This is a genomic window from Mesorhizobium sp. WSM4806, from assembly GCF_055811635.1.
Genome location: NZ_JBVVQZ010000004.1, coordinates 265665 through 282915, shown reverse-complemented (window position 1 = coordinate 282915; position 17251 = coordinate 265665). Strand labels below are relative to the sequence as shown.

The 17251-nt window shown below is 58.6% G+C and carries 21 protein-coding genes and 1 tRNA gene; 14 read left to right on the top strand and 8 right to left on the bottom strand.

The features are described 5' to 3' along the window. Window positions 1–65 precede the first annotated feature (65 nt). The gene (locus AC0L2M_RS09060; RefSeq protein ID WP_473534628.1) at window positions 66–608 is read right to left on the bottom strand and encodes an outer membrane protein assembly factor BamE; all 543 of its coding nucleotides are present in this window, start codon (window positions 606–608) and stop codon (window positions 66–68) included. A gap of 114 nt (window positions 609–722) precedes the next feature. Here AC0L2M_RS09060 and AC0L2M_RS09055 point away from each other — a divergent pair, with 114 nt between their 5' ends. From AC0L2M_RS09055 to AC0L2M_RS09025, 7 genes are all read left to right on the top strand, one after another. Continuing rightward, on the top strand, window positions 723–1265 hold the full coding sequence (locus AC0L2M_RS09055) for a ubiquinol-cytochrome C chaperone family protein (RefSeq protein ID WP_473534627.1): 543 nt from the start codon (window positions 723–725) through the stop codon (window positions 1263–1265). 26 nt (window positions 1266–1291) lie between these two features. Next, window positions 1292–1855 (top strand): YceD family protein, encoded by a 564-nt coding sequence (locus tag AC0L2M_RS09050; RefSeq protein ID WP_023798390.1) that lies wholly within the window; start codon window positions 1292–1294, stop codon window positions 1853–1855. A gap of 131 nt (window positions 1856–1986) precedes the next feature. Continuing rightward, window positions 1987–3057, top strand: coding sequence for a phosphate acyltransferase PlsX (plsX, locus tag AC0L2M_RS09045; RefSeq protein ID WP_023798389.1), 1071 nt, complete (start codon window positions 1987–1989; stop codon window positions 3055–3057). A gap of 9 nt (window positions 3058–3066) precedes the next feature. Continuing rightward, entirely contained in the window at window positions 3067–4038 is a 972-nt protein-coding gene (locus AC0L2M_RS09040) for a beta-ketoacyl-ACP synthase III (RefSeq protein WP_023798388.1), read from the top strand. Window positions 4039–4143: 105 nt separating this feature from the next. Continuing rightward, window positions 4144–4467, top strand: a complete 324-nt coding sequence (locus tag AC0L2M_RS09035; RefSeq protein WP_023798387.1) for an integration host factor subunit alpha — start codon at window positions 4144–4146, stop codon at window positions 4465–4467. A 196-nt stretch (window positions 4468–4663) separates the two neighbouring features. Then, entirely contained in the window at window positions 4664–5206 is a 543-nt protein-coding gene (locus AC0L2M_RS09030; RefSeq protein ID WP_095485784.1) for a MerR family transcriptional regulator, read from the top strand. Between the two features lie 151 nt (window positions 5207–5357). Beyond that, window positions 5358–5696 carry a hypothetical protein gene (locus tag AC0L2M_RS09025; protein ID WP_292544296.1) on the top strand — a complete coding sequence of 113 codons (339 nt, stop codon included), beginning with the start codon at window positions 5358–5360 and terminating at the stop codon, window positions 5694–5696. 52 nt (window positions 5697–5748) lie between these two features. Here the strand turns inward: AC0L2M_RS09025 and AC0L2M_RS09020 are convergent, their stop codons facing one another. Together AC0L2M_RS09020 and AC0L2M_RS09015 are read right to left on the bottom strand one after the other, a co-directional pair. Next, window positions 5749–6024, bottom strand: coding sequence for a hypothetical protein (locus AC0L2M_RS09020; RefSeq protein ID WP_023798384.1), 276 nt, complete (start codon window positions 6022–6024; stop codon window positions 5749–5751). Between the two features lie 370 nt (window positions 6025–6394). After that, window positions 6395–6922: a hypothetical protein gene (locus AC0L2M_RS09015; RefSeq protein ID WP_425284456.1), complete on the bottom strand. Its 528-nt coding sequence runs from the start codon at window positions 6920–6922 to the stop codon at window positions 6395–6397. An 18-nt stretch (window positions 6923–6940) separates the two neighbouring features. Here AC0L2M_RS09015 and AC0L2M_RS09010 point away from each other — a divergent pair. After that, window positions 6941–7017, top strand: a tRNA-Pro gene (locus tag AC0L2M_RS09010). Window positions 7018–7137: 120 nt separating this feature from the next. Here AC0L2M_RS09010 and AC0L2M_RS09005 read toward each other — a convergent pair. Further along, complete coding sequence (locus AC0L2M_RS09005) at window positions 7138–7293, bottom strand: hypothetical protein (protein WP_287229096.1); 156 nt, start codon at window positions 7291–7293, stop codon at window positions 7138–7140. Between the two features lie 150 nt (window positions 7294–7443). On the opposite strand from AC0L2M_RS09005, the gene AC0L2M_RS09000 reads away from it, so the two are divergent. The 5 genes from AC0L2M_RS09000 to AC0L2M_RS08980 all read left to right on the top strand — a co-directional run bounded on the left by AC0L2M_RS09000 (window position 7444) and on the right by AC0L2M_RS08980 (window position 11309). Then, on the top strand, window positions 7444–7614 hold the full coding sequence (locus AC0L2M_RS09000) for a hypothetical protein (RefSeq protein WP_287229095.1): 171 nt from the start codon (window positions 7444–7446) through the stop codon (window positions 7612–7614). Between the two features lie 104 nt (window positions 7615–7718). Beyond that, entirely contained in the window at window positions 7719–7937 is a 219-nt protein-coding gene (locus AC0L2M_RS08995; protein ID WP_473534626.1) for a hypothetical protein, read from the top strand. A 338-nt stretch (window positions 7938–8275) separates the two neighbouring features. Continuing rightward, window positions 8276–8437 carry a hypothetical protein gene (locus AC0L2M_RS08990; RefSeq protein ID WP_473534625.1) on the top strand — a complete coding sequence of 54 codons (162 nt, stop codon included), beginning with the start codon at window positions 8276–8278 and terminating at the stop codon, window positions 8435–8437. A 122-nt stretch (window positions 8438–8559) separates the two neighbouring features. Further along, complete coding sequence (locus AC0L2M_RS08985) at window positions 8560–9390, top strand: hypothetical protein (RefSeq protein ID WP_473534624.1); 831 nt, start codon at window positions 8560–8562, stop codon at window positions 9388–9390. A gap of 911 nt (window positions 9391–10301) precedes the next feature. Continuing rightward, the gene (locus AC0L2M_RS08980; RefSeq protein ID WP_473534623.1) at window positions 10302–11309 is read left to right on the top strand and encodes a hypothetical protein; all 1008 of its coding nucleotides are present in this window, start codon (window positions 10302–10304) and stop codon (window positions 11307–11309) included. 13 nt (window positions 11310–11322) lie between these two features. On the opposite strand, the gene AC0L2M_RS08975 is transcribed toward AC0L2M_RS08980, so the two are convergent. From AC0L2M_RS08975 to AC0L2M_RS08965, 3 genes are all read right to left on the bottom strand, one after another. Further along, window positions 11323–13368, bottom strand: coding sequence for a hypothetical protein (locus AC0L2M_RS08975; RefSeq protein ID WP_473534622.1), 2046 nt, complete (start codon window positions 13366–13368; stop codon window positions 11323–11325). 188 nt (window positions 13369–13556) lie between these two features. Further along, on the bottom strand, window positions 13557–16037 hold the full coding sequence (locus AC0L2M_RS08970; protein WP_473534621.1) for a phage tail length tape measure family protein: 2481 nt from the start codon (window positions 16035–16037) through the stop codon (window positions 13557–13559). Further along, window positions 16021–16254, bottom strand: coding sequence for a hypothetical protein (locus AC0L2M_RS08965; RefSeq protein ID WP_473534620.1), 234 nt, complete (start codon window positions 16252–16254; stop codon window positions 16021–16023). Before AC0L2M_RS08965 ends, AC0L2M_RS08970 begins: the two co-directional genes overlap by 17 nt. Window positions 16255–16385: 131 nt before the next feature. Here AC0L2M_RS08965 and AC0L2M_RS08960 point away from each other — a divergent pair, with 131 nt between their 5' ends. Then, a complete protein-coding gene (locus AC0L2M_RS08960) occupies window positions 16386–16556 on the top strand; it encodes a hypothetical protein (RefSeq protein WP_473534619.1) in 171 nt (56 codons plus the stop codon). A gap of 1 nt (window position 16557) precedes the next feature. On the opposite strand, the gene AC0L2M_RS08955 is transcribed toward AC0L2M_RS08960, so the two are convergent. Then, window positions 16558–17226 (bottom strand): hypothetical protein, encoded by a 669-nt coding sequence (locus AC0L2M_RS08955; protein ID WP_473534618.1) that lies wholly within the window; start codon window positions 17224–17226, stop codon window positions 16558–16560. Window positions 17227–17251: the final 25 nt, after the last annotated feature.

Sequence of the window (17251 nt, the reverse complement as noted above, 5' to 3'; positions counted from 1 at the left end):
GCTTCCCCTCGAAGTTAAAGGAAGGGAAGCAAAAAAGGATGAGAAGCCGATTCTGCCGGGATTGATCAGGTGCCGGGCGAGGCGCCGCCGCCGCCGGGGAGGCCGGGCGCCAGCTTGCTGGCGCCACCCATGATCTGGCTGAGGAAGTTCTGGTCCTTGCCGCCGGTCGGCGTGGTCCGCGAGATGAAGTCGAACACCTTGCCGTCCTTCAGGCCGTAATTGGCGATCTGGGTAACGCGCCCGTCCTCGCCGAAATAGACGGCCAGCACCTTCTGGTCGACCAGCCTCGGCTTGTCGAAGGCGACGTAACGCTTGCGCGTCTGTGAGATGTAGTAGAAGGCCTCGTTGTCGAAAGTCGCCTTGGTAGACGGGGTGCCGAGCGCCAGAAGCACCTGTTCGCGGCTCGAGCCGACCGGCACCAGGTCGATCGCCTGCTGGTCGATGACGTAGCCCTGCGTCAGCGTCTCGCTCGGATTGAGATCACCGATCATCTTCGACGAGTTGCAGCCGCAAAGCGCCGAAGCTGCCACCAGCAGCGAGATCGCGCCGGCGGATCTCGGAAAAGCGGACCTGGGCAGAAAAGTCGACTTGATTTTCAGCGCGCGCAACTACAACTCCATTAGCTGGCCGCAACTTGCGCTGGGCCGCAAAACCGGTAAACCAGCTTGCTCGCCGATGCAACAAGGCCAATTCAACAAACGGTCCCCGGGAGACCACCCTCAATGTTCCAGCGCCTTTTTGGTCGCGAACGTCACGCCAACCGCGCTATCACCGAGGCGCTTTACGCACAAATCGTGGCAACGGCGCGGCAAACCGTGTTTTATTCCGACTGGGATGTCCCGGACACGCCGCTTGGCCGCTTCGAGATGCTGTCGCTGCACATGTTCCTGTTCCAGCACCGGCTGCGCGGCGAGGGTGGTGTTGCCGGGGAGGTCGCGCAGGTGCTGATCGACGAGTTCTTCATGGATGTCGAGCATTCGCTGCGCGAACTCGGTATCGGCGACGTCGGCGTGCCGAAGCGCATGAAGAAACTGGCAAAGATGTTTTATGGCCGCACCGCCGCCTATGACGATGCGCTGGAACGAAACGACCATGACGCACTCGTCGCGGCGCTTGCCCGCAATGTCAGGCCCGATGCCGGCATCTGGCCGCAGGCGACGCGTCTGGCCGGCTACGTCGCCGATGTCTCCAGGCGACTCGCGGAACAGCCGACCGAATCGATTGTTTCCGGCACTGTGGCATTCCCCGCGGCCAAACCTATTTAAGAAAACAAGCCTATTTAAAGGAAAATATGAAACACGCCGATTCCCAGAGCCCCGATCGCCAGAGCCCCGTGTCCTTCGTGGCCAACGTCGCCCGGCTGCCGCAAAAGGGACTGCCGGTGCTAATCGAGGCCGACGCCGCGCAGCGCGCCGCGCTGGCAGGCGAGCACGAGTTGCTGTCGGTCGAGAACTATCGCGCCGAACTGCTGGTGGCGCCATGGAAGCGCAACGGCGTCAAGGTCAGCGGCCGCGTCGAGGCCGATATCACCCAGGCCTGCATCGTCACCCTGGACCCGATCGAGGCGCATATCGACGAGGCGGTCGACGCACTGTTCCTGCCGGAGCAGTCGAAGCTCGGGCGGCAGGGTTTCGAGGGCGGTGGCGAGATAATGCTCGATGCCGAAGGGCCGGACAGCCCGGAAACATTTTCCGGCAATTCAATCGATGTCGGGGCGCTCGCCGAACAGTTCTTTGGACTGGCGATCGATCCCTATCCGCGCAAGCAAGGCGTTTCGATGGAGGCTGCCGACGATGCCGGGACTGCGGAAAGCGAATTTCAGCAAAAGCTGCGTTCCCTGCTGGGGAAATCCTGAAAACCCGACCCAATCGGAGAAAGCCGGTTGTGCGCCAGCCCAAAAACGCTATTTTCGCCGAACCCTCGCGAGCCCCAAACCCGTTGCCAGCGCCAGGCGCTCGCTCAAGCAAACTGTGAGATGAACACCGCGTGATCAGGATTTCCATCGATGCCATGGGCGGCGATCACGGACCAAGCGTGGTCATCCCGGCGCTCATGACGGTCGCGACCCGGCGTCCCGACATCCGCTTCGTCATCTATGGTCGCGAGGAGGCAGTGCGCCCCGAACTCGCAAAGCTGCCCAAGCTGGCGGAAGTGAGCGAGTTCATCCACTGCGAGATAGCAGTCCGGATGGACGACAAGCCGAGCCAGGCGCTGCGCCATGGCCGCTGGAAGTCGTCGATGTGGAAAGCGGTCGAGGCGGTCAAGGCAGGCACTGCCGACGCCTGCATCTCGGCCGGCAACACCGGCGCGCTGATGGCGATGTCGAGATTCTGCCTCCGCACCATGGCGACCATCGACCGTCCGGCGATCGCGGCGCTGTGGCCGACATTGCGTGGGGAAAGCGTGGTGCTGGACGTCGGCGCCACCATCGGCGCGGATGCGCATCAACTGGTTGATTTTGCCATTCTGGGCACTGGCATGGCGCGCTCGGTTTTCGGCATCGAACGGCCGAGCGTCGGTCTGCTCAATGTCGGCGTCGAGGAGATCAAGGGCCAGGAAGAGGTCAAGGAGGCGGGCCGCATGTTGCGCGAGGCCAACATGGCCTCGATGAACTACCATGGTTTCGTCGAGGGCGACGACATCGGCAAGGGCACGGTCGACGTGGTCGTCACCGAAGGATTTGCCGGCAACATCGCGCTGAAGACGGCGGAAGGCACGGTACGGCAGATCGCCGGTTACCTGCGCGCCGCGATGGACCGCACGCTGATGGCCAGGATCGGCTATGTATTCGCCAAGGGCGCCTTCGATCGCCTGCGCGAAAAGATGGATGTCGGCCGCTCCAACGGCGGGGTTTTCCTGGGTCTGAACGGCGTCGTGGTGAAAAGCCATGGCGGCGCCGATTCGGACGGCTTCGCGGCGGCGATCGAGCTTGGCTACGACATGGTGCGCAACAATCTGCTCGATCGCATCGAAGCCGATCTTGATCTGTTCCATGCGCGCAATCCGCATGCCCAGACATCCAGGAAATCCGACGTCGTTGCCGACGCAGAGGAATAGGAAAGAGCCTTGATCAGATCAGTCGTGCGCGGCACAGGCTCCGCGCTGCCCCGCCGCATCATGAAGAATGCCGATTTCGAAGGCATGGTCGAGACGTCAGACGCATGGATTGCCCAGCGCACCGGCATCCGCCAGCGCCATATCGCGGCCGACGACGAGACGACGGCTTCGCTCGGCGAGGCGGCGGCGCGCGCAGCCCTCGACAATGCCGGACTGACGCCGGCCGATATCGACCTGATCGTGCTGGCGACCTCGACTCCCAACAACACCTTTCCGGCGACCGCCGTCGACATCCAGAACCGGCTCGGCATGCATCACGGCTTCGCCTTCGACATGCAGGCGGTGTGCTCGGGCTTCGTCTACGCGGTGACGACGGCCGACCTCTATATCCGCGGCGGCCTAGCCAAACGCGTGCTGGTGATCGGCTCCGAAACCTTTTCGCGCATCCTCGACTGGAGCGATCGCTCGACCTGCGTGCTGTTTGGCGACGGCGCCGGCGCGATGGTGCTGGAAGCAGGCGAGGGGGCGGGCGGCATTGCCGACCACGGCGTGCTGGCGGCCAGCCTGCGCTCCGACGGGGCTCATAAGGACAAGCTGTTCGTCGACGGTGGAGCGTCGACCACCGGAACGGTGGGCCATCTCAGGATGGAAGGCCGCGAAGTGTTCAAGCACGCGGTCGGCATGATCACCGACGTCATCGAGGCGACGTTCTCAGCTGCCGGGATCACCGCTGAAGATCTCGACTGGTTCGTGCCGCATCAGGCCAACAAGCGGATTATCGACGCTTCCGCCAGGAAGCTCGGGATAGCGGAACAAAAGGTAGTGGTTACCGTCGATTTGCACGGCAACACCTCGGCTGCTTCGGTGCCGCTCGCGCTGTCGGTGGCGGTCGCCGACGGCCGCATCAAGAAGGGTGATCTGGTGCTGATCGAGGCGATGGGCGGCGGCTTCACCTGGGGCGCGGTCCTGGTTCGCTGGTAAGTGCCGAACGGACCGGTTCGGTCCTTGACCTTGCCGGATCAATTACTTAGGCTCTATCTTTACTTATATAGAGTTATGTTTTTTGAGCTGATGGGGACGGTTCGCATGGGGGGAAAGACACTTACGCGCGCCGATCTTGCTGAAGCCGTTTATCGCAAGGTTGGCCTGTCGCGTACTGAATCGGCCGAGCTCGTCGAAGCGGTTCTGGACGAGATCTGCGAGGCGATCGTTCGCGGCGAGACGGTGAAATTGTCGTCGTTCGCGACCTTCCATGTCCGCTCCAAGAACGAGCGCATCGGGCGCAACCCCAAAACCGGCGAGGAAGTGCCGATCCTGCCGCGCCGCGTGATGACCTTCAAATCGTCGAATGTGCTGAAGAACCGCATCCTGCGCGCGCACCAGATCAGCAAGGCCAAGGGCAGCAAATAGCGCCTGCGCTTCAAAGCCCGGTTGAAAACGGTCGCCTGCTTTGACGCCGGGCTTGAATATTGTCTCATAAACCGCTGAAATAAGGCTCGATTCGGCACAACAAGCCGGATCGGAATGACTCTTTGTTGAGCATGATCCTGGCCGAAAACCGTTTTCCCACTTTTCGGGACCATGCTCCAGCGTGAGGATTTCGCCCATGGACAAGAGCCCCGACGCTTTCCGCACCATCAGTGAGGTCGCAGAAGATCTCGACCTGCCGCAGCATGTGCTGCGTTTTTGGGAAACGCGTTTCAACCAGATCAAGCCGATGAAGCGCGGCGGCGGCCGCCGCTACTACCGGCCCCAGGATGTCGAACTGATCAAGGGCATCCGCCACATGCTCTACGATCAGGGATACACGATCAAGGGCGTGCAGAAGCTGTTGCGCGAGAACGGCAATCATTTCCTGGTCGCCATCGGCAATGGCGACATGGCGGCCGTCGAGGCGATCTCGCAGCGCCGGCAGGCCGATGCGGTGCCGCTGACGCCGGCGGCCCAGCCGCGCGGCGCCGATGACGAGATGCTGGTCGGCGAGCCCAAGGTGAAACCCAGCCGGCGCTTTTTCGGCCTGGGCAAGACCGACGACGAAGGCCCGGTGCAGCCGGGCACGTCGAAACTCTCGCGCGACAATCGCGCTTTGCTGCAGGAGGCGCTGTTCGACCTTCTGGAATGCAAGCGCCTGCTCGATCAGGTGCGCTAGCGCATGGCCCCGGGATAGCGACTGCATAGAACTTCACGCGGGTCGCATGAATCGCTTCTGACGCGACGCGCTCTGGGCCCCGATCGGTCGCGGCAAAAACCGGAACCGGTTTTGCGATCGTGCGTTCCTTCGCAAAAGAAGGAAGCCTGTCATGGTATCATTTTCGACCCTCTCCGACATCGATCTTGAAAAACAGGTCGCGGCTCTCTCCAGGGAACTGGCGGCGTTGAGGAAAGCCGTTTCCAGGCGCGGCAGCGCCTATTACGAGGACGGGCGTGACACCGCGTCGGACTATTACTCGGACCTCGCCGAGCGTTTTAGTGACGCTCTGCCTGCGATCAGGAGGCAAGGCAGGGTGATAGAGAAGACGGCCCGCGATCATCCTGCGACTGCGGCCGCAGTCGGTCTGGTTGTGGTCGGGCTCGTCGCCAGCCTGTTCCTCAGCCGCCAGCAGAAAACGTCGCGAACGAGATCGAGATCGGCACGTTGAGACAGGAAAATGGCGGCGCGGACGGCCCGCCATTTTCGTGACCAAAAGTCGATCAGCGCGCGAGCTTGAGCTTGTTCTTCGGGCTGACCTGCGCGGTCTGGCTGCATTTGCCGTAGACGGTGCCGTTGGAGTCGGTGGCGTCCGTATATGTACCCTTGCAGTCGAGCTGCAGCACCAGGCAGTGACCCGCGCCCTTGCAAACCGCGCCGCCGCCGCTCGGATGCGTGCCGTTGGCGAAGGCCGAGCCCGGCAGTGAAATCGAGCCGAAGGCCGAGACGACGATGGCAGCGGCGAGCGACAGGCGCTTGAAGTTCGAGATGTTGGTCACTTGAGCATCTCCTTCTCTTGATCGAGGATCGCCGTCAGGGCGTCCTTCCGGTTGGGACCGCCTTTGTGGCGTCCATGCCGTGTTGGTGCGGCCCGGAGAGAAAAGGTTCACGCGTCGGTTCAAGAAAATTCGCAGCCCCTGACGCGTTCTGCGTGCTCCTGCCGCTGAGGTTCGATCCGCTCAAAACGGCTAACGGGCCAGCGACAGCCGCTTGACAAGGGAGCGGCTCAGAACCGTCGAACAATTCGGCGATCGGCCAGTCAAAGACCCCGATCGGGATGACGGTCCCGTGCCGGTGCCGCCGAGGCCTGTGCCGGGCTGCGCCGATCGGAATCACGATGCCGTGACGGCGTTTTTGGCGCTTGGCAAATCACCATCGAGAGGGCATTCTCTGCGCCGTCTCAGGCAACTTCTTGATTTGATCAAACTCTTTAAATCCACGGAGTTGCCAAATGCCCCAAATAGCAACAAGCGAAGCTTTTTCCGAACTGTCGGCGACCGAAGCTGCGCCCGACCACAGCGCCCTTAAGGCCATCCGAGAAACCAGGGGATACAGCATGGAAGAGCTGTCCCTGACGTGCGGACTGTCGGTCGATGAGATCGCGGACATCGAGAACGGCAGGAATGCCGATTTGTCGAAGCTCAGGCGAATAGCCTCTGCGCTCCGGCTTCCGGAAAGCGCGCTGATCGATACGGCCGCGCTGACACAATCCGTGGAAAATCCAAGACCCGTCTCATAGCAACGACGCCAGAGGATCAAGCCAGACAAGCGAGGTGTATTCTGGATTTGAAGTTCCTGAATGCTGACGACATCCACCAGAGCAGGAACTTCAAATCCACCATGCCGGGCATCGGCGTGATGGCCGCCGAATTCGGTTGACCCGAACCGGGTTATCACGATACATCGCGACCGGTCCGGAGTGTAGCGCAGCCCGGTAGCGCACTTGACTGGGGGTCAAGGGGTCGTCGGTTCGAATCCGGCCACTCCGACCAAATAAAACAAAGGCTTAGCCAGCATCCCCCAAACTGGCTACACGGAAAATAGCCGCAGTATGGCCAGCACAACAAAAACCCCGCTCAAGGCGGGGCTTTTCGTCGTGATGCGCATGCCATCTATAGGAACTCGAGATCCACCGCATCGACCCATACCTCATCGCCAGTGGCGAATCGCACCAGGTGGCGGGTGGCCTCTCCTAGAATCTGGATGATACCGACAACCAGCCCCCGCAGGCCGGTGTCCAATGCGATGCAGTGCTTACCCAAGTTCATCATATCTCCTACACCTCGTTAACCGTCCTGGCGCGCAGTCGATTCTGCCGCTTGCAATGCTTTGCATGACAATGCATTGCATAAATCGAGATAGCCGTCAACGAGATTATGCATTACATTGCATGACATCGCGACCGAGGGAGAGATTCAATGGCCAACGCCAAATCAGCCAATCTTGCGCTTAGATTGCCCCCGGCAATCAAAGAGGCGCTGGCCAAGGCCGCTGTAGCGGACAGGCGCACTGTAAGCAGTTACGTCGAGAAAGTTTTAGCTGACGATCTTGAGGCGAAGGGCTTTCTGCCGAAACCCGCGGCGGACTAGGCGCGCCCCTATGTTAAATTCAGGGCGCGCTCTGACTGCCTCGGCGTCGGCAATCTGTTCGCCGAAACCGGACTTGTGATCTGATCGAAAATAAAGGGACATCAATGCGCAAATTGCTCGAAATTCTTGGAATTCTTCAGATGGCCGGAGGCGTCCTGGTCTACAGCGCGGCCAAGTCTGCAATCCATGAGATACTTGGGTCGGTGTCGTTCGGTATGGGTGTAATGGCCATCGGATTAGCCGCCATAATTGCTGTGCTGGAGAGGCAACTGGCGGCTTTCGAGAGCCTTGGAAAGGGCACACAGGGAACAAAAAACCTGTGAATTGGGACCGCCACGACAGGCGGCGCCAACCAACGCAAGAAGCGTCTGAGGCAAGAGCGCGTTGCCAGGCTGACGGGCGACGAAGATGCCACACGCGGATGATTGCCCGCACTGCCGCGGCTCCGGCATCGTGTTCCACTGGCCGCGGTGGCGGCGGTCGGGCGGCACGTGCTGCCCAGAGGTACGCACCGCATGGGATGCCATGGCGAGAGCGTTCAGTGCTCTAGTTGCCCGACATCGGCGCCAAATGCCATTGACTGCCATGAAGCTCGGATGGTTGGATAAACAGACGGATTGTGGGCCAGCTTGCGACAGTAATTAGCGACAGGAGGTAGCGAATGCCGATAGCCGACTGGGAGGCATACCTCGATGAAGAAATGATCGAGGAAATCAAGCATGCCTTCAATCTCAAGACCAAAGCCGAGCTCGAGGCGCTATTCGATGAAGTCGCGATGGATATTGAACAACTAGTTGCCGAGAGGACGGGCACCAAACACTGAAGTCGCCAGAGTTTGGCGTCTGCCAATCTCATTTGATTACAGCAGCCGCCACGCAAGAAGCCGCTGCGCGATTTGGTGGACTAGCCGCTATCCAAAAGAGCGGATTCTGATATGAATCGCGCATGGGGGAAAGCCAACTACCAGTGGAATTCAAGCCGCCTGCCCATCGCTTTGTCCAATGGGTCAAGAACCATCCTCTCGCGGCGGTGGCTTCTGTTCTATACGCCCTTTACGAGTTCGGGGCGTTCATGACAGATGGCTACGGGTTCATGGGATGGCTGTCAGCCAACCGAGAGTGGCTATTTGATTGGTTGGCATATCTAACCAACCACAGGTTCTCGCACTTGGCATTCGGTGCCTTAGCAATCGGCGTCCTTATCTACTTCGGCAACAGAGCAGTCAATAATGACGAGAAAAGATCATCGGCCCGCAACGCTTTGATAGACGAAGCCCGGGTTGAAATGGTCGCGGCTATCTCCGAACTGATCGACGCTCGGCTAAAGAACGACCACCACCACGTGAAGGCTCTGTCGAAGTATCTGTTTTTTGCAGAGGAGATGGGGCAGTCCTTGGGTCGACAGTCGGTCCTGCAAAAAGCGAATGACACCTTTCCCGAATGGATAGATCGATACAAGGTTCTGGAGCAGACATCCGAACGGCCTAACCCTCCGGCTAATATGCATTTTATGTCCCACATGATGGGTGAGTGGGGTGGAGCAGTTCTCCCGATCAACAGGGCCGATCTTGACAACCAGGAGAAGATTTCAGCCCACGTAGCCCCACGCTCGGAAGAGATACAAACACCAGCAGCCAGAACCGAGTACCGGGAGCATCACTACCGGGTGAACACGCTGATGAATAACGAGAAGGCGGTACAAGAAAGATGCCGAGCGGAGATCGACGGCGTACGCGAAGCTGTTAAACAATTAGGCTCTGCCCAGTTCATCAAGTGAGGCGCCAATTCGGCGAGGCGCGCGGCCTGACTGCCGCACAGTCGCGTCCTATGTGGAAATCCTCCTCATCGCCGATCTGGAGGCGAAGGGGTTCTTGCCCAAGAATGCAGGCTGAAATAAAAAAGCACGCCCCTATTACCAAATTCAGGGCGCGCCCTGACTGCGAAGCGTCGCAGTCGGCTTAGCGTACCAGCGCATCCGATCCGATGCGCCAAGGGCCAAAATAGATCGTTTTGACTCTCGCGGCAACTCGACTTCTGCCTTACCTAAGTGCATCGTTGCGGCCCTTGAACCGGTACTCGCCCGCAAGGCTCTTCGTAGCCATATCGACCGTGCGAACTATAGTCATGACGGTTCGCCATCTGACCAATCGTGCTATGCACCCCCTTTCCGCGCAAGGGAGTTGCGAGACGAGCCGGAATTACACTCGAGGATGGACATGACCGGAATCCTAATTATTCTCATCGGCGCGGTTCCAGCAGTTCTTGTTCTCGTTCGCGCCGCCGTCTCAGCGCGGCGCCTGGGGTCCACCCTTGCTTTGTGTCTTGTAGCGGCTGGGTTCTTTGCAACATGTCTGTTTGTTGCGTTCCTTGTCCACACAGTGTTGGTCCCAGATCTCGGGCAATTGCCTTGACCCCGAAAGCCCCCGCAGAAGGGTTTTTTGCACAGCCAGGTCTTTCATTGGTTGACCGTGGCGCCGCCGCTAAAGACGGCCTGCCTAAAAAATAATCAGCTCCCATTGACTTTCCCGCAAACCGAGCGCCGTAACTGACGCGGTTTTGGGCAATGTTGTGGCTTGGGAATCAAAGTGCCGGGCGGCACGCTAAAGATCAAATCCTATCGAGAGCTGCGAACACGTGAACGGGACAAACGCGTCCCCGTCGTGAGGATCGGCGCGCTTTATGATCTGATTGTCGGCCAACCAAACACGGCCCCAAGCCGACAGAAATAGTGCACGGGCGGGGGTCTCGAACATGAATATCTACGTAAAGCCGCCGGTCGGCGACCGAGTCGACTGGCTTGTCGTCTGGGTCTCGCTCCTAAGCATCTGCTTCTGGGCGCTTGTCGGAGGCGAGCTGTTCTGCCGATACTATCTCGGGCTGGGAACCCCGCCGCTCTCCGTGGCGCATCCGACCATCGAATACATGTGGGCGCCGAACCAGGACATCTATCGCTTTGGCAACCATATCGTGATCAACGAGTTCGGAATGCGTAGCGCGCACTTCCCGATCACAAAACCAGCCGGCGAATTCAGGGCCTTGGTTGTCGGCGACTCAGTCGTCGACGGCGGGTCACTGACGGACCAAGCCGACCTTGCGACCGACATCCTTTCCGTCGACCATGCGCTCTATCTCAACGCCTCCGCTGGCAGCTGGGGACCGGAGAATGAAGAGGCCTACATAAATCGTTTCGGCACGTTCAATGCCGACATGCTCATTCTTGTTCTGTCCACACACGACGCCGGCGACGTCCCGACCTTCGCTGCACTAAATCAGAAGACCCATCCAACGGTGACCCCTTGGTCCGCACTCTCGGACGCCGCTTTTCGCTACTTTCCCAGATATTTGCGGTGGAAGGAAAAGGAGCCGAAGCAAATAGAGCTGCCGCCGGCGAGCAGCGCTCTAGCGGCGATCACACGGATGGTGCATCTCAAATTGCCGGTGTGTGTGATCACTCACGCCACCAGGATGGAGAATAAGTCCGGAGTTCGCGGCGCTGGCTACGCTTCAAACCTGGTTGCGGCCAGCGGTGTGCCGATCATAGATGATGCCAAGTTCATTAATCCAGAAACCGGCTATCGAGACATCATCCACCTCAACAAGGAGGGGCAGATCGGCCTTTCGCAGGCTATGGCGAAGTGCCGATCTGTTTTGTTCCCAAGCGTTAAGCCGCAATCGACAGCGGCTCCGCAGCGTTAATCCGGTCCGTAAATCAAGCGGTGACGCCAATCACGTGCTCGGATTCGAAGACGAGAGTTGAGCTATATGGGACCGACTCAGGATTGGCCACGACAGCCCTCTCAAAATAGCCCTTCACAGCCCAATCTGCTCCGCTGGTCGCGGAAGCCCGATTATTGATATTGGTGTAGACGTGGAATTTCGAGCCGGTATTCACATAACCATTCATTGCCTCGGACGTCGTCCGGCAGGCATATGCGCAATTGAAATCACCGAAATCGCCGTACATGCATGCCGACAGGCGCGGTCCGAGATCCACAATGACATTTGCGCCTGCATAGGTGTCGAAGGCGAGCGCTGTCCCGTTATCCGCCACCAAATTAGTGAAGATGTCGTAGTCCCACTCATCATCAAAGCGCACAGCCGGCATCATGGCTGGATAGGCTGTGTCGATCGTGAAGCCAGCCTGTGCCACGACAGCATCCAGTCTGGGCACCATACGACCAGGCGTAAAGCTCGTTGTCAGCACACCTGTAGCCAATACCTGGCCGGGGATGGTCGAATGGGTCCAGTTCAACTGTTCAGAGATGTGAATGCCTGAACCTAGCGTGATTGTCCCGAACGCACCAGACTCGCTCCATGACGCGCCATCCACCGTGATCGATCGCGAGACAAGAGTTTCATTGCCATGGGTCTGTCCGCCGATGTCATCGTTAACGGCGTTGAGTCTGCCATCAACAATGGCGTATTCGCGCTCGCTCGGATAATCGATTCCGCGCTGATTGACCAAGTAGCTGGTGCGCGAATTAGCGTGCCATGTGATGCCGCCCGCCACAGCCGAGCCAGATGTATGAGTCGGCAAAGTGGCGCCCTGTACCGCCGTCGTTGCCGAGCAATAGTACACACCGTTGTAGCTATATTCCTCGCCCGCAACGACTGATTGCCCAACTGCCAGCGTAGGTGGAACAACATTGGTTTCACCAATATCGCCAGTCTTGAGGATGGCCTCCACCAGAACAGCAGATCCCGCCGAACCTGCCGGCAGAGTGCCAGCCCCGTGCACGTTGAGCCTCACGGTGTGAGCGCCAGTCAACGCAGATGCGATCTTGATAATCTGGCGCCGCGTTAAGTCTACGGCATTGTATGTGGAGAACGCACGCACGCCGAGAGCGGCAGGATCAACAATGGCCGCCTCGATTAGGGTTTGCGCGCCATCGATGTACGGCACCGCGTAGCCGCCTGACGTCCTGCCAGTATAGGCGATATAGACGTCATACGGCAGGCTGTCCGTTGGGGTAATTACCTGTTCGACATAGTGAGTCGCTGTTGACGACTGCGCGCCGTTGTTGCCAACGTACTTTCCGGTTACGCCGGAAGACGATGTCGTTGTTGCGCCCCACGCTCCAGACTTCGTAAGGTTAAGTGCCGAATATACACGATTTGTCTGTGCGACGATGGTTTCACGATTAGAAAGGCGTAGCGTGTCGTCGTTGTTGTCCATGCGGTAATAGGCCCACACGCCACGCTTCAACTGCGACCAGATCTTCAGGTTGTAGTCAGCGCCTGCAGAATTCGGCAGGCCGCGCTCAATGCCAACCCGTGTGCCTGTGAAGAATGACACGCCGGCCGTTAGTTCGTAGGCCGAGACCCAACTGCGGGGTGCCGTTGATTTGAACGTGCTGGTCCCGGTGAGCCTGATGTAGACAATCGCCGACTCACCAGGCTCAAGAACCTCCTGAACGTCCAAACCCGACCTAATGGTGAGGGAAACCGTTCCGCTCTCATTGATGACGACAAACCGCTTCACTTGGCCTGTGGCCAAAGACGTCGGGTCTGGGAGAATTACCGTCGAGAACGAAGCCGACGGGGTGACCCTCTGGACTGCTTCGTCCGTCGGCAGCAGAGTAAGATTTGCGGCTGTCAACGATGACGCCGTAACGCCTTCGTCAAAAAGGGAGATGCGTCGCTCGATATCGGTTCCCCACTCTCGAACCTTAAGTTTCAGGACTTTGTTCGCCCCCGAGGACGGCACGCCGTCTGTCACATAGTCGCGCCATACTGTGGCGGCCAGTTCGACCATCTTGGTCTCCTAAAATGAAAAGGCCCGCCGAAGCGAGCCTTTTGATGAATCCGGCTGGGCCGGTCAGTGCTGGTTATTTAGTCTGTGAAGCCGGTGCCATCATCAAACGTGGCACCGTCAGAAAACGGCGTGCCCGCGTCGTCGGTGTCGCCTTCTGGTTCTGGGTCGTTCATATCTCTCTCCGTTGGTTACATCTGCCGCGATTGCGCATTTGCAATAAGCCCCGGCATGTTCTTCTTGGTTTCCTTGCCAGCGCGCTGCACAGAAGCCTGAACAATCCCTGGCGACGCTTTCCGGATGCTATCCTGCGAAACCGACTCAACAAACGGCGTCAGATTGCCAACACTGTCAGCCGAAACGCCGACGGTGATGTGCATGTTTCCATTGCCGCCATTGCCACCAACCGTCGGCCCGCGAAGGTCGACAGGAATTCTCCGCCCGTCCGGAAGCGGGACCGCAGCCTCTGGTCCAGCCTCGCCGAAGATGGCTGCCGATTTCGACACGCCGCCTCGAGCGAACGTCTTCATTGGCTGCTTTTTGCCGCCAGCGTAGACGCCGCCGTCCTTGGCAAACAGGAAGCTGAACAGCCCGCCTAGTAGTCCGCCACCTCCACCGGGTGCGCCCATGCCGTCGAACAGCGCATTCAGGCCGATATCTAGAAGCTTTTCAGCAACCTTGTTCAGCGCGTTGGAAAGCGCCTCAGTGGCGGTCTTGCCGTCTTTCATATCCTGAATGAAGCCACCCAAGATCTCCTTGCCGAACGCCGAAGATTCTTGCAGGGTTAGTGACAGTTGCTCCTGGCTTGCTTTTAGCTTGTCGCCGGCCGTTGCCGCCCTTGCATAATTTTCAGCAAGCGAGTCAATCTTGGCAGCCAACTCAGGCGTGACGACTACGCCGGCCTTCTTGGCTTCGTTCAGCAACTTCTGCTTTATCGCGGCCTTCTCGACCGCAAAGCCGTAGTCATTAATTGCGGGGTTAAGCTGCGATTGCGCTTCAAACTCCGCGTTTAGCAGGTCGATGCGCGCCTGAATCTGATTGATATCGCCGGCAAAGACGCCTTCTGGCGTCATCTTCGGCTTACCGCGCCCGCCGGATGTGGGAGCATTAGCGCGATTCTGCGCGTAAGAGATAGCGTCATTGACCGTGGCACCACCGCCCAGAATGGTCGGATTGGCTTTGATCGACGCCGCAGAAATCAGGCCGGCCAGCGGAGTGCCGCTAGCGGCGGAAAGCACCTTGGCCGCGTCGCCCGCACCGAGGAAGTGCGCCAACTGCAGCGCGGCCTCATCGACGTGAACGCCTGCCGCTTGCAGAACTCTAGCATTCTCGCGCGCGTAAGCCTCAATCAGTGAGCGGCTGACGTTGCCATCCTTGCGGAGTGCTAGGATGGCGCCCCGCGTCATACCCTCGGCACGATCGGGGAAGTATCGCTTAAACAGATCCAGCCAGGTGGACTCGATGAACTGCCCAGCACCGGTTGCCGACGAGTTCGGGTTTTTGGCGCTGTTGTTCCCGCCGCTCTCGGCGCTGACTACTCTATCAACAAAACTCTCAATCGCGCCGCCAGCCTTATCGAGTTGAATTTCGAACTGCGACTTGGTTTGGCTCGCATCGAAGTCCAATTGCTGCTGCGGATTGAGGAAGTTTCCGCCACCGCTGGTGAGCGGCGGCAGCGTGCCGAGAGGAGTTTGATTGACAACATCCTGTAGTTTTTGAAGCGCTAGATCCGTGCCCAACCTCTTGCCGGCGACGGCGGCCCGCTCGAATTCATCAGCCATCCGGCCGATCGCGTCCGCCATCTCTTTGGCGGTCTGGATATGTGTCGTCCTGTAAAGGTCCGTTAGCGCAGCCTGCACCTCTTTCATGTGCTCGACTGCTGAAACGCTCTTATCGACGTCTGCCGACATGCCAGCAAACGCGGTCTGCAACTTGACGACATCACCATCCGACTTCCCGGCCGCCTGTAGCTTAGCCAGCAGGTCGGCGAGGTCGACAGACGAACCCTTGATAAATTCGCGCAGCTTTGAGTTTTCGGCATGAATCGCCGCCGAGGTGGCCTCCTCGACGTCAGCCCCTTCCTGAAGCTTCTTGCGCTCGTCGTTATACGCCTTAAGCGCAGGTAGCGCATCGCCCCACTTGTCTGCGACCTTGCCGATTAGTTCGGCCTGCTCCTTAAGCGTCTTTTCCGCGTCTTCACTGTCAGACAACAGATTGACGAAATACTGGACTGCTGCACCGCCCAATCCGATGATTGCGAACGTCGCCAGCGACACAGGATTGACCATGGACGCAAAGGCGCCACCAAGCGCCCGCACGGCGCCACCAGCGCCGCCTCCTGCCATGCTAAGGGCTTGCGTGACTTGGCTGCCCTGCTGCACCATAATAGTGAACGGAGACGTGCCGCTAGCCAGCCCCATGGCAATGTCGTTAAGCTGAAACGACAACTGCGACACAGCGGCGCCAGTGCGCCTAGTGGTGTCTACAGCGGCTTTCCCGCCTCGTTGAAAGCTCTTTGCAACGTTGTCATTAGCGCGCGCAAAGTCGCCGTCAATCTTGTTGGCTGCGCGCTCTGCACTCTTGGCAATAGCCGCAGCCTGTTTCTCGACCTTAGCTTGGCTCAACTCGATCTGAACGACAAGCCGCGCCAGATCCTCAGACGTTGCGGCCATTGGCGCCACCTTGTTCGATGCTGACTGTCCCGCCGCTGAAAAACACTGCGGCTACGCAAAGCGCCGCGGCGATGTCGGGTGCCGCTATCTCATCGAGCAAGCCGCGGCAGAGGGCATTGATGGCGAGTGAAGCCTGAACGGATCCGGGGGTCGGTTTGGTCTGCTTGCGGACGCGGCTGTGCGGTCGCGCCGTGGCGCGGTTAGTAGGTTTAGTCATGTTGAGGGTTCCTGTGTATAGACAAGGCCGCCGTGAAAGACGGCATTGTGTAATTACGTGGTTGGTTTAAAGAACGTCCCGGCTCACATTATGAGGCTGGCTCAGACGCCATGGCAAAATAGGAGGGAACTATGGTTGACGAAAGCAAAAAGTCGGGATCAGGAAAAATTCAGATCAACGAGAATTTCACACCTAAGACTGAGCAAAAGAATTATAGACCCCCAAGCAAGCACCAAGGGAATTACAAGCCAACAACAAGCGAATCCCCGAAGTCGCCGCCGCCGTCGCCGAAAAAGAAGTGAGCTATTTTCTTCGAATATCTATCCGGTCAATTTGATCTTTGGGAATGTAGCTGACCTCTGCTCCCCAATCCGCGAACTCAACGTCTGGGCACTCCTCAAAATCGTCGTCATCCGGGCCTTTATGATGCGTGACATACATCAGTAAGTCACCAGAGCCCCCAAGCACAAAAGGACCGTTTGGCTTCCCGCCAAAACGGTCAGCGTCGTCGCATTTCAGCCATGTGCCGTCTTTGAGCTTCACACTCAACTGCGTGGCAACAGTATCAACATGGGTGAACAAAGCGATCCAAGCGCTCGGGAGATCGTCACTGTGGCTTACATTCGAACTCCTCAGCAACCACGACAGGAGTCTTCGCCCGCGTCTATTCCAAATGCCGCCAAGCAGGGCAGAAAATGCAAAGGCAATAACTGACGCTAAGAGTATGTCAGAGACGAAAAACCTCCGAAGCAACTCATAAGAGAACGCTCCGAAAAAGCCGAACACCAGCGTGGAGAAGGCGATATCTATGGTTTTGTGGTGTTCTCTAATACCAACGTTGGCAACAAAATATCCCGCATATCCGCTTGCAAGTGTCAGCAGCGCAGCCCATGGGAGTTTCAGTAGATCCGGATCCATTTTGTAGCCTTCACCGATCGCTTTGCGGACGTTACTCCCGTCCTGAATTCGCATGTCGCTTTCGCAGTTACAATGCAAT

What these genes read in the sequence shown, in the direction of transcription:
- AC0L2M_RS09055 (WP_473534627.1), top strand. Translation starts at nt 723, where the DNA reads ATGTTCCAGCGCCTTTTTGGTCGCGAACGTCACGCCAACCGCGCTATC.
- AC0L2M_RS09050 (WP_023798390.1), top strand. Translation starts at nt 1,292, where the DNA reads ATGAAACACGCCGATTCCCAGAGCCCCGATCGCCAGAGCCCCGTGTCC.
- AC0L2M_RS09035 (WP_023798387.1), top strand. Translation starts at nt 4,144, where the DNA reads ATGGGGGGAAAGACACTTACGCGCGCCGATCTTGCTGAAGCCGTTTAT.
- AC0L2M_RS09030 (WP_095485784.1), top strand. Translation starts at nt 4,664, where the DNA reads ATGGACAAGAGCCCCGACGCTTTCCGCACCATCAGTGAGGTCGCAGAA.
- AC0L2M_RS09025 (WP_292544296.1), top strand. Translation starts at nt 5,358, where the DNA reads ATGGTATCATTTTCGACCCTCTCCGACATCGATCTTGAAAAACAGGTC.
- AC0L2M_RS09005 (WP_287229096.1), bottom strand. Translation starts at nt 7,293, where the DNA reads ATGAACTTGGGTAAGCACTGCATCGCATTGGACACCGGCCTGCGGGGG.
- AC0L2M_RS09000 (WP_287229095.1), top strand. Translation starts at nt 7,444, where the DNA reads ATGGCCAACGCCAAATCAGCCAATCTTGCGCTTAGATTGCCCCCGGCA.
- AC0L2M_RS08995 (WP_473534626.1), top strand. Translation starts at nt 7,719, where the DNA reads ATGCGCAAATTGCTCGAAATTCTTGGAATTCTTCAGATGGCCGGAGGC.
- AC0L2M_RS08990 (WP_473534625.1), top strand. Translation starts at nt 8,276, where the DNA reads ATGCCGATAGCCGACTGGGAGGCATACCTCGATGAAGAAATGATCGAG.
- AC0L2M_RS08985 (WP_473534624.1), top strand. Translation starts at nt 8,560, where the DNA reads ATGGGGGAAAGCCAACTACCAGTGGAATTCAAGCCGCCTGCCCATCGC.
- AC0L2M_RS08975 (WP_473534622.1), bottom strand. Translation starts at nt 13,368, where the DNA reads ATGGTCGAACTGGCCGCCACAGTATGGCGCGACTATGTGACAGACGGC.
- AC0L2M_RS08970 (WP_473534621.1), bottom strand. Translation starts at nt 16,037, where the DNA reads ATGGCCGCAACGTCTGAGGATCTGGCGCGGCTTGTCGTTCAGATCGAG.
- AC0L2M_RS08965 (WP_473534620.1), bottom strand. Translation starts at nt 16,254, where the DNA reads ATGACTAAACCTACTAACCGCGCCACGGCGCGACCGCACAGCCGCGTC.
- AC0L2M_RS08960 (WP_473534619.1), top strand. Translation starts at nt 16,386, where the DNA reads ATGGTTGACGAAAGCAAAAAGTCGGGATCAGGAAAAATTCAGATCAAC.
- AC0L2M_RS08955 (WP_473534618.1), bottom strand. Translation starts at nt 17,226, where the DNA reads ATGCGAATTCAGGACGGGAGTAACGTCCGCAAAGCGATCGGTGAAGGC.